Source organism: Sphaerisporangium sp. NPDC005289 (assembly GCF_040607455.1).
In the GTDB taxonomy this organism is placed as follows: Bacteria; Actinomycetota; Actinomycetes; order Streptosporangiales; family Streptosporangiaceae; genus Sphaerisporangium; species Sphaerisporangium rhizosphaerae.
The window spans coordinates 371,082-381,159 of sequence record NZ_JBEXGS010000006.1 but is presented as its reverse complement, the minus strand read 5'-3'; the positions used below and the strand labels follow the sequence as shown (position 1 = coordinate 381,159).

The following is a 10,078-nucleotide window of genomic DNA, read 5'->3' as shown; positions in this document are numbered from 1 at the left end:
GGCTTTTAACACACTGTTGAGTTCTCAAGAAACGGACGCGTACACCACCGGAAACCAGACCCACCAAGGACCCGACCCCCGACTGGGGCGTTCATCTCGTGTTCTTAAACTTTACCAGTTTCCGATGATCTCCGTCAAATCAACCGATCTGCCGTCAATCATCGAGACCTGCTAAAATTCGTCACCCCGTTTCCAGGGCAACCCCTCGAGCTTACCAGGCCAACCGGACAGATGCAACTTCGAGGCATCAACCGGGATGAACCGGACAGCAAGAGGATTGCGGGCACAGCCAGTCATCCGGAAGATTTTTTGGATCTCTCGGGGCCTGATCGCCGCCCAACGAGGGGAAACTCTAGCAGCATCCCAGGAGTGCCCGAGGCCACTTCGATAGTCGGTAAACCTTTCCCGCCTCTCAGCCATCCCAAACAGCGAGCGATTCGCGCCGGGGCAACCCGTCGGCAAGTCATCCGCAATCGCCACACGTTACGAAGAGGGTGCGGGACTCCCTCGGCGCCACCCCGGCGCCCGGGACCCCGCCCGTGGAGGTGGTCATCATGACGCGGTCGGAGTTCGACGACATCCGTGCTCACATCGCGGCCGAGAAGGGCGGCTCCGACGATCTCCTGCAGATCGCCGGCACCCTGCTCGACGACTTGGAGCAGGCGCGACTGCGCGAGGCGACGCTTCGCGCCCACTACCTTGGCCTGCTGACGGCCGCTCGGGCGACCGTCGCCGCGGAGGCGATCGGGGACGCCGACCCGTTGACATTCCTGCGGCACGAGTTGGGCAAGAAGGGACAGCTTCCCGACGGCGACGAGGAGGTCCTGCGCATCCTGTCGGACGTCCGGTCGGCGGAGGCCCTGCTCGCCAACCTTGAGCAGCGGCCGGCGAGCCGCCCCCGGGCGAGCGCTCGGATGCGCCGGTGCGGGGGCACCGCCCGCAGGCTGCCTCGCTGATCGATATTCCACGCCAAATCGGCACAGCAAGCTCACGTGTCGAGATGACTGGCTTTGCCGCGACATGAGAGTCGCCCTGGGAGACTTCCCCCATGTTGATGCGGGGGCTGAACTGGGCGGCTGTCACCTTGGTAGCGGTGTTCGGCATGCTCTGGCTGGGCGTGGTGGTCTTCGCCGCCACGGCCACGCCCGGGTGGCTGCGTGCCATCCAGATCGTCTTCAGCGTCTGCCTGCTCGGCTGGGCGGGTCGCAAGTCGTTGTCGCTGATCAGGGCCACCGCGTGGGCCGAGCGCGAGCGGGCGTGAGCTATTTGGCGTCGGCGTAGCAGGAGACCGCGACGGCCTCCATCGGAATGCGCACGGGCGTCTGGCCGAACAGCAGCCGCGTGGCCTCCTCCGCCGCCCGGCTCACCGCCGCCGACACCTCCTGCACCACCTCTTCGGGGCAGTGGACCATCACCTCGTCGTGCTGGAAGAACACCAGCCTCGCGGGGGACGGCAGCAGCCCGCGCAGCAACGCCATCAGCGTGAGGGCCCACTCGGCCGCTGTCGCCTGCACGACGAAGTTGCGGGTGAAGCGCCCGCGGTCGCGGGCCGCGCGACCGCCCTCGGGCCCGGAGACCAGGTTCAGCCAGTGCGCCGACGGCGGCGGGCACGTGCGCCCGAGCCAGGACCGCACCAGCCGGCCGTCCTCCCCGGCCTTGGCGGCCTCCTCGACGAAGGCGTAGGCGAACGGGAACCGCTGCCGCATGATGGGCAGCAGCTTCGCGGCGTCGCCGCTGGTGCCCCCGTACATCGCGGACAGCATGGCGATCTTGGCGTTGTCGCGGGCTCCGCCGAACGCCTGCGCGAGGGCCGCGTACAGGTCGATCTCGCCGGCCGCGCGGGCCAGACCGCGATCACCGGCCATCGCCGCCAGCACCCGGGGCTCGAGCTGCGCCGCGTCGGCCACGACCAGCCTCCACCCCTCGTCGGCGACCACCACCCGGCGCATCACCTTGGGGATCTGCAACGCCCCGCCGCCGCTGGTCGCCCAGCGGCCCGAGACCACCCCCGCGACGACGTACTCGGGATGGAGCCGGTGGCGGCGGACCCATTGGTGGGCCCATGTCCAGCCGTGGGCGCTGTGCAGCCGCGCGAGCTCCTTGTAGGCGAGCAGGGGCACGACCGCCGGGTGGTCGACCTGTTTGAGCACATGGGACCTGGTCGAGGCGACGCTGAGGCCGGCCGACTTGAACGCCTTGACGATCTGCTGCGGTGAGTCGGGGTTGACCGTCTGCCCGAAAGCCGCGCTCACCTGGTCGGCGAGGGCCTGGAGCTTGGCCGGGCGCATGCCGTGCACGGGCTTCGGGCCGAGCAGTTCGCTCAGCAGCTCATCGTGCAGGTCTTCGCGCCAGGGCATGCCGTCGTGGCTCATCTCGGCCGCGATCAGCGCCCCGGCGGACTCGGCGGCGACGAGCAGGCGGAACCGGCCCGGATGCTCGGCGGCCTCGATGCGCCTGAGCTGGTCGGCGTACACCTCGCTCACGTCGACCTCGGCCGGCTCGGGCTCGAAGAGCGTGTCCTGGACGGCGTGCGGACCGGCCTCGTCCACCGGCACCGGCAGGCCGCGGAGCCGCGCGTAGGCGGCCTGCGCCGACCTGGGCTCGCCGTACCTGCCCTCGTGGGCGAGCAGTAGTGACTCGGTGAGGGTGACGTCGTGGCAGCGCGCCACCCGGACCCCCTTGGCGATCAGCGGAGGGTAGAGGGCGCGCGTGTCGGCCCAGACCCACCGGGGGCGAGCGGAGCGCTCGAGATCGCCGACGGCCCGTGCGAGATCACCCACTCGCCTGGCATGCTCCCCCGAGGGCCGCAGCGTGCCGCCCTCCGCGTCCGCCGTCACCGCGATCCGCATAGCGGCAGACTATCCGAGAGGGCCGACAGCGTTCGATCACAGGTTCGATTGCGCCGTTCGCGCCGCGGAAGCGGCGTGGGCGGCGGGGAAGCAGGGAGATCACATGCTCGCGCTGATCCGGGCCAGCCATCCGGGACCCACCGTGGTCGTCACGGCGATGGGCTCGGCCCTCGCGGCCGGCGTCGGCAGGGGCGCCGGCGGCACCCTGCTCGCCGGTGCGGCGGTGCTCAGCGGTCAGCTGTCGATCGGCTGGAGCAACGACTGGATCGACCGGAGGCGCGACCAGGCCATCGGCCGGGCCGACAAGCCGCTCGCCGCCGGGCCCGGCACTCCGGACGGGACAGGCGGGGGCCTGGCGCCCCGTACCGTCGCCCGCGCCGCGTTCGTGGCCCTGGCGGCGTGCGTGCCGCTGTCGCTGGCGAACGGCCTCGCGGCGGGGCTCGTACACCTGGCCGCCGTGGCGTGCGGCTGGCTGTACAACCTGCGGCTCAAGGCCACGGCGGCCTCGCCGCTCCCCTTCGCCGCCGCCTTCGGGCTGCTCCCGGCGTTCATCACCCTCGGGCTGCCCGGACACCCGTGGCCGGCCGCGTGGGCCATGGCGGCCGGGGCGCTGCTCGGCATGGGCGCCCACTTCGCCAACGTGATCCCCGACCTGCCGGACGACCTCGCGCTCGGCGTGCGCGGCCTGCCGCAGCGCCTCGGGGCCACCGGCGCCCGCGTCGGCGCCGCCGTCCTGCTCGTGGCCGCGTCGGTCGTCATCGCCCTCGGTCCGGGCGGGCATGCCGGCGCGCCCGCCGTGGCGGGGCTGGCGGCCGTCGTGCTGGCCCTGGGAGGCGGTCTGGCGGCCGCGCGGGGGAACCTGCGGCGGGCGGCCTTCGCGGTGACCGTCGCGGTCGCGGTGATCGATGTGGCGATGTTCGCCGCCCAGGGCGCCCGGCTGGTCTGAAAGCCGCCGCCGCGGGGAGCCGGTGAGGCCGGGAAACGGGAAAGGCCCTGGTCACATTTCTGTGACCAGGGCCTTCGTGGTAGCGGGGGTAGGATTTGAACCTACGACCTCTGGGTTATGAGCCCAGCGAGCTACCGAGCTGCTCCACCCCGCGTCGGCTTGCATTGAAGAGACTATCGGCCGTGGAGAGCACTGGCAAATCGTCGCGCCTCGCCGGTCTCGGGCCGGGAGCCTCGCGGCCCCCGGCCCGAGAGCGGGCTACGAACTCGGCGCGGGTGAGGCGCTCGGCGTCGGCGTGGCCGAGACCGACGCGGGGTTGGGTGTGGTCGTCGCCGACGGGGACGCGGACGGAGAGGCCGCCGGCGTGGCGGCCTTCTGCTTGTCCAGTGCCGACTGCAGCTGCTTCAGCGCGTCGGCGAGCCGCTTCTGCGCCTCGCCGTACGCCGCGAAGTCGCCGCTCTTGATGGCCTTCTGGCCGTCGTCGTAGGCCTTCTGGGCGTTGTTGTAGGCGGTGGCGAGGTCGGTGGTGACCGCGCTCGTCTGCGGCTCGCCGGGCGTCGTCGGGTTGGACGGCGTCTGCGCGCTCTGCCCGAAGACCTGGTCCAGCGCGTCCTTGAGCGTGTTGCCGACGCCGACGTCGTTGCCGAACATCACCAGCACGCGGAACAGGGTCGGGTAGCGCGCGGAGTTCTGCACCTTCGGCTGGACGTAGACCGGCTGGACGTACAGCAGGCCGCCGCCGAACGGCAGCGTGAGCAGGTTGCCGTTCAGCGTCTCGGTGGTGCCGCCGATGCGCAGATCGTTGAGGACGCTCGCCGCCTTGGTGTCGAAGGCGTTCTGCGCCTGTTTGGGACCGCGGATCGTCGTCTCACTGGGGAGTTGCAGGATGCGGATCTTGGTGTCCGCACCGCCCGTCGCGTCCACCGACATGAACGCCGCCAGGTTGTCCCGGTTGTTGGGCACCATGGTGGTGGTCAGCGAGAACTTCGGATCGGTCTCGTTCGGCATCCGCATCGTCACGTAGTACGGCGGCTGCTTGGTCTTGGAACTGGCCGGGTCCTCGGGGACCTTCCAGAAGTCCTGGCCGCCGTAGAAGGCGTCGGCGTTGGTCACGTGGTACTGGCCGAGGACGTCGCGCTGCACCTTGAAGAGGTCTTCGGGGTAGCGCAGGTGGTCCATCAGCTGCGGGGGGATCTTCGACTTGGGCTGGATGACGCCGCCGAAGGCCTTCTCCCAGGTCCTGAGCAGCGGGTCGTTGTCGTCCCAGCTGTACAGCGTGACGGTGCCGTCGTAGGCGTCCACCGTCGCCTTGACCGAGTTGCGGATGTAGTTGATCTGGTCGCGCGGCTGCTGCGGCGTCAGGAACCGGTCGGTGGAGGTGTCGCGGGTCATGTCGCCGAAGCTGCGGCGCTGGGAGTAGGGGTAGTCCTCCGACATGGTGTAGCCGTCGATGATCCACTGGACGCGGTTGTTGACGATCGCGGGGTACGGGTCGCCGTCCAGGGTGAGGAACGGGGCGACCTGCTGGACCCGCGACCTCGGGTCGCGGTTGTACAGGATGCGCGACTGGTCGTTGATGCTGGACGACAGGAGCATGTTGGTCTCGCCGTACTTGGCGGCGTAGAGCATGCGGGTGAAGAAGTTGCCGATGGGCACGCCGCCCTTGCCGCGGTAGGTGGTGTTCACCTGGCCGCTGCCCTGGCCGTTGCCGCTCTGCTCGGGATAGTCGAGCTCGATGTTCTTGCCGCCGCCGACGATCGAGTAGTCGGGAGAGTGCTCGCCGAAGTAGATGCGCGGCTCGAACGAGCCGAGGCCGTTGGTCGGCGGGATGTCCTTGACCAGGAAGTCGGGGTTGCCCTGGGGGTCGGTCTTGCTGCCAGGGCTGGCGACGAAGCCGAAGCCGTGGGTGTAGACGAGGTGGTCGTTGATCCAGTTGCGGTCGGGCGGCCGGCCGATCTCGCGCACCGCGACGACCGTGTCGCGCGACACCCCGTCGATGGTGTACCGGTCGACGTCGAGCGACTCGGGGAACTGGTAGTAGCCCTTGATCTGCTGGAGCTGCTCGTAGGTCGCGGGCAGCACCGTCGGGTCGAGCAGGCGGACGCCCGGGATCGTGGAGGCCTCGCTCGCGATCTCCTGCTGGCTGCCCTGCGTCTTGGCGCTGTACGGCGTGACCTCGGTGGAGGCCACGCCGTAGGCATCTCGGGTGGCCCTGATGTTGCTGTCGATGAACTGCCGCTCTTTGCTCTGCTGGTTCGGCTTGACCTGGAACTGCTCGACCAGGACCGGGTAGACGCCGCCGACCAGGACGGCCGACAGCACCAGAAGGCCGAGGCCGACGCCCGGCAGCATGCCGCCGGGCCGGATGACGCCGGCGAAGAAGAGCACGGCGCAGATCAGCGCGATGATCGCCAGGATGCTCTTGGCGGGCAGCACGGCGTTCACGTCGGTGTAGGAGGCGCCGAACACCTTGCCGCGGTCGGAGAAGACCAGCCCGTAGCGGTCGACCCAGTAGGCCACGGCCTTCAGCAGCACGAACAGGCCGACCAGCACCGAGAGGTGGACACGGGCGGCGCGCGTGGCGTGCAGGCCGGGCGAGTTGAGCCGGAAGCCGCCGTACAGGTAGTGGACGATCGCCGCGGCGATGATCGAGATGATCACCGCCGTGAACAGGAAGTTCAGCACCATCCGGATGAACGGATAGGTGAACATGAAGAACGAGACGTCCATCTTGAACAGCGGGTCGACCTTGTCGAACGGCGTCCCGTTGATGAACAGGAGCCAGGTCTTCCACTGGCCGGCGGTGGAGGACCCGGTGAACAGGCCCAGGACCGCCAGTCCGACGATGAAGATCATCTTGCGGTGCGGGTCGAGCGCCGCGCGGTAGCGGTCGGCGCCCTGCGCGGAGCCGCCGAACATGCCGATGCCGAACAGCGGCCGCGACCGGAAGGCGATGAGGATGTTCCCGCCGACGATGCCGCCCATCAGCAACGCGCCGAAGACGAACAGCAGCAACTGGGTCACCAGCATCGTCGAGAACACCGTGGTGTAGCCGACCGAGTCGAACCACAGCCAGTCGGTGAAGATGCCGGCGAAGACGAAGAAGAAGATGACGATCGCGACCAGAGTGATCGCGACGGGCACGAGAAGCCGCGGCCGGCGGGGCAAACGCATCGCCCGACCCGCGCCGGGGTTCCGGAAGGTCAAGGCCCACCCCTAGATTTCACGAGTAACGGTCCGTGTCTTGGCAACCTACACCGGTGATGGCGCGGTCACGCTCCGAGCCCTGGGCACCGCCGGGGCACAACGTGCGCCGGGTTCGCCGGCGGACGCCCTCTATCGAAGGCCGCCCGCGGGCAGGGTCGGAGATCGTGCGGCGCCGCTGGATGAGACGCGCGTGTCCACGTGACCCAACGCCCCGGACGGGCGGCGGGTTCCCCGCGGCGCGGTCGCGTGCGGCGATCACGTCGGCCACGGCGTCATCGGGACGAGCACCTCGGCACCGGCCCGGAACCCGTGCGCAACGCCTCGATCGCCTGGACGGCCTCGTGCATGGTGGAGACCTTGACCAGGCGCAGGCCCTTGGGCACGGCGGGAACGGCGTCGTCGCAGTTGTCGGCGGGGGTCAGGAAGACCGTCGCGCCGGCGTCGCGGGCGCCGACCATCTTCTGCTGGATGCCCCCGATCGGGCCGACCTTGCCGTCCGGCGTGATCGTGCCGGTGCCGGCGATCGACTTGCCGCCGGTGAGCTCGCCGGGCGTGAGCTTGTCGTAGATGCCGAGCGAGAACATCAGCCCGGCGCTCGGCCCGCCGACGTCGCCGACGTTGACGGTCACCTCGAACGGGAACTTGTAGCGCGTGCCGCCCATCATCACCCCGACGATGGGGCCGTCCTTGCCGGCGACGGTGCCGACCTGGACGTTCATCGGCTTGCCGTCGCGCACGATGCCGAAGTCGACCTGCTCGCCCGTCTTGTGCTTGCGGACCAGCGCCCCGACCTCGTCGACGGTGCGCACCGGGGTGCCGTCGACCGTCGCTATGCCGTCCCCCGCGCGCAGCTTGCCGTCGGCGGGCCTGCCCTTCTGGGCGCTGGCCACGGCCACGAGGTAGCCGACCGGGATCTTCAGCTCGTTCAGCGCCGCCGCGGTGGCGTCCTGCTGGGAGCTGCTCATCTCCTGGGTGTTCTGCTGCTCGACCTCTTTGACCGACACCGTCTTGGGGAAGATCGTCTCTTCCGGGACGACGGCGACCGTCGGGTCCATCCAGCCGCGCAGGGCCGTGAGCAGGTCGATGTGCGCGTCGGGGCCGCCCTGGTAGGCGACGGTGACCAGGCTGAGCTTGCCCGAGGTCGGGTAGGTCTGGTGGCCCGAGATGCTGATGACCGGCTTGCCCTTCACGTCGCCGAGGGTGTTCTCGGTCGGGCCCGGGCTCAGCGCGACGTACGGCACCGGAAGCAGCGCGCCCGCCCCACCCAGCACGAGCGTGAGGACGCCCGCCATCATCAACGTCAGACGTCGTCGGGACATGGTGGCAACTCTATGCGCTTACCACGTCCGTGGTTACGCGGACACACACAGGGCGGACATCCAGGTCAATCGCAGCTTCCCGGCGGGGCGGATCACCCGCCGGCGCCGACCCACTCGGTGGAGCCGTCGGTGAACACCTGGTGCTTCCAGATCGGGACCTCGCTCTTCAGGTCGTCGATCAGGCGGCGGGACGCCTCGAACGCCTCGCCCCGGTGCGCGGCGGCCACCGCGACGATCACCGCGGCGTCGCCGAGCTTGAGCTCGCCGACCCGGTGGACGGCCGCGAGCGCCGTGACCGGGAAGTCCGCGGCGACCTTCTCGGCCACGCGGCGCAGCTCGGCCTCGGCCGTCGGATGCGCCGAGTACGACAGCAAGGTCACCGGCTTGCCGTTGTCATGATCGCGCACGGTGCCGACGAAGAGCGTCGTCCCCCCGGCCCCGTGGTCGCCGACGGCGGCGAGCACCTCTTCCACCGACAGCGGAGTGTCCCGAATGCCCAGCAAACGAATGGCGGTCACCCCTCGAAGCCTACTGTGTCACCCCCCACATCCGGTCTCTCACCGACCACGCCGAGCCGCTCGCACCGCCTCAAAGGCGCCCCGAGCCCGCCGGGCGCAGCGAGGCCACGCAAGCACGGTCAGATGCGGCGGCGCCTGCGGGCCCGGCGGACGATGGCGGCGGTGCCGATGACCGCGACGGTGGCCCCGGCGGCGGTCAGGGTGGCCTCCTTGCCCGGCAGGCGGCGGCCGACGACCGCGTGGCGGCCCTCGCGCAGCTCCAGGAGCTGCTGGAACGCCGCTTCGTTGGTCCAGGCGGGCTTCCACCCGGCCGCGCGCAGGGAGGCGCAGTCGACCACCCACGGGTAGACGACGTAGTGCAGGTCGGTCGCGGGGGCCGGAGTGATGCCGAGCCGGTGCAGGCGCTGGGCGGTGCCGAAGGTGAGCCCGGCGGGCAGCTCGAAACGCCGCAGGCCCGACAGCTCCTCGACCTGCTCCATCTCCAGCCATCCGTCGCTGCCCACGGTGACCACCCCCGAGACCTGGCCGAGCGCCGCGAGCTCCAGCGCCGAGACCAGGTCTTCGACGTGGCAGAACTGCCAGCGTGGGGCGGAGCCCTTGACCGTGAGCAGGCGGGGCGCCTCGAAGTGGCGGGTGACCACGGTGTCCACACCGGCGCCGACGATGGCGGCCGGCCGCAGCACGGTGACCTCGAGGCCCGGATGGCTGCGCAGGGCGCGGCGCACGAGCGCCTCGATCTCCAGGTGGTCGCCGACGACGCCGGAGTCGGGCTCGGCGGCGACCGGCGCGTCCTCGGGCAGCGGGACGTGGTTGTCCGGCGCCGCCCCGTAGACCATGGCGCTGGTCACGACGACCACCCGCCGGACGCGGGCGGCGGCCGAGGCGGTGAGCACCGTCTGGGCGGCCCGCAGGTTGTACCCGCGGCGCTCGCCCGGGTCGGAGTCGAGCCGGTAGTCGGCGGCCAGATGCACCAGCACGTCGACGTCGGAGATGCGGTTCGCCAAGAGCGGATCTCGGACGTCGATCACCCGCCAGGTGACGTCCGCGACGTCCCCCCGCTGATCGTCGATCGCCACGACGCGGCGGAAATCCGCAGACGAGGCGACCCGGGAGAGGAACTCCCTCCCCAGACCGGATGCCGCGCCCGTGACGGCGACGACCGGCGGGCGGAGGCGTTTCGAGGTAGTCACGAGGTCCTCACTTTGCACTGATCCGCCCTGCGACGGATAACGTGGCGGA

The 10,078-nt window shown here is 70.3% G+C and carries 8 protein-coding genes and 1 tRNA gene; 3 read left to right on the top strand and 6 right to left on the bottom strand.

What is annotated here, in order from left to right; translation table 11 throughout:
- The first annotated feature begins 554 nt into the window (after positions 1–554).
- Together ABZT47_RS14160 and ABZT47_RS14155 are read left to right on the top strand one after the other, a co-directional pair.
- Positions 555–956 carry a hypothetical protein gene (locus ABZT47_RS14160; RefSeq protein ID WP_354840608.1) on the top strand — a complete coding sequence of 134 codons (402 nt, stop codon included), beginning with the start codon at positions 555–557 and terminating at the stop codon, positions 954–956.
- A gap of 92 nt (positions 957–1,048) precedes the next feature.
- Entirely contained in the window at positions 1,049–1,261 is a 213-nt protein-coding gene (locus ABZT47_RS14155; RefSeq protein ID WP_354840605.1) for a hypothetical protein, read from the top strand.
- Position 1,262: 1 nt separating this feature from the next.
- On the opposite strand, the gene ABZT47_RS14150 is transcribed toward ABZT47_RS14155, so the two are convergent.
- Positions 1,263–2,849 (bottom strand): bifunctional 3'-5' exonuclease/DNA polymerase, encoded by a 1,587-nt coding sequence (locus tag ABZT47_RS14150; protein ID WP_354840602.1) that lies wholly within the window; start codon positions 2,847–2,849, stop codon positions 1,263–1,265.
- A 103-nt stretch (positions 2,850–2,952) separates the two neighbouring features.
- On the opposite strand from ABZT47_RS14150, the gene ABZT47_RS14145 reads away from it, so the two are divergent.
- Positions 2,953–3,795, top strand: coding sequence for a UbiA family prenyltransferase (locus ABZT47_RS14145; RefSeq protein WP_354840599.1), 843 nt, complete (start codon positions 2,953–2,955; stop codon positions 3,793–3,795).
- Positions 3,796–3,872: 77 nt separating this feature from the next.
- On the opposite strand, the gene ABZT47_RS14140 is transcribed toward ABZT47_RS14145, so the two are convergent.
- The 5 genes from ABZT47_RS14140 to ABZT47_RS14120 all read right to left on the bottom strand — a co-directional run bounded on the left by ABZT47_RS14140 (position 3,873) and on the right by ABZT47_RS14120 (position 10,047).
- Positions 3,873–3,949 (bottom strand) — tRNA-Met (locus ABZT47_RS14140).
- 104 nt (positions 3,950–4,053) lie between these two features.
- Positions 4,054–6,969 (bottom strand): UPF0182 family protein, encoded by a 2,916-nt coding sequence (locus ABZT47_RS14135; protein WP_354840596.1) that lies wholly within the window; start codon positions 6,967–6,969, stop codon positions 4,054–4,056.
- 305 nt (positions 6,970–7,274) lie between these two features.
- On the bottom strand, positions 7,275–8,321 hold the full coding sequence (locus ABZT47_RS14130) for a PDZ domain-containing protein (protein ID WP_354840593.1): 1,047 nt from the start codon (positions 8,319–8,321) through the stop codon (positions 7,275–7,277).
- A 92-nt stretch (positions 8,322–8,413) separates the two neighbouring features.
- Complete coding sequence (locus ABZT47_RS14125; protein ID WP_354840591.1) at positions 8,414–8,839, bottom strand: molybdenum cofactor biosynthesis protein MoaE; 426 nt, start codon at positions 8,837–8,839, stop codon at positions 8,414–8,416.
- Between the two features lie 119 nt (positions 8,840–8,958).
- Complete coding sequence (locus ABZT47_RS14120; RefSeq protein WP_354840588.1) at positions 8,959–10,047, bottom strand: NAD-dependent epimerase/dehydratase family protein; 1,089 nt, start codon at positions 10,045–10,047, stop codon at positions 8,959–8,961.
- Positions 10,048–10,078: the final 31 nt, after the last annotated feature.

Coding starts and splice junctions, on each gene's coding strand:
- ABZT47_RS14160 (WP_354840608.1), top strand. CDS start 555: ATGACGCGGTCGGAGTTCGACGACATCCGTGCTCACATCGCGGCCGAG.
- ABZT47_RS14155 (WP_354840605.1), top strand. CDS start 1,049: ATGTTGATGCGGGGGCTGAACTGGGCGGCTGTCACCTTGGTAGCGGTG.
- ABZT47_RS14150 (WP_354840602.1), bottom strand. CDS start 2,849: ATGCGGATCGCGGTGACGGCGGACGCGGAGGGCGGCACGCTGCGGCCC.
- ABZT47_RS14145 (WP_354840599.1), top strand. CDS start 2,953: ATGCTCGCGCTGATCCGGGCCAGCCATCCGGGACCCACCGTGGTCGTC.
- ABZT47_RS14135 (WP_354840596.1), bottom strand. CDS start 6,969: ATGCGTTTGCCCCGCCGGCCGCGGCTTCTCGTGCCCGTCGCGATCACT.
- ABZT47_RS14130 (WP_354840593.1), bottom strand. CDS start 8,321: ATGTCCCGACGACGTCTGACGTTGATGATGGCGGGCGTCCTCACGCTC.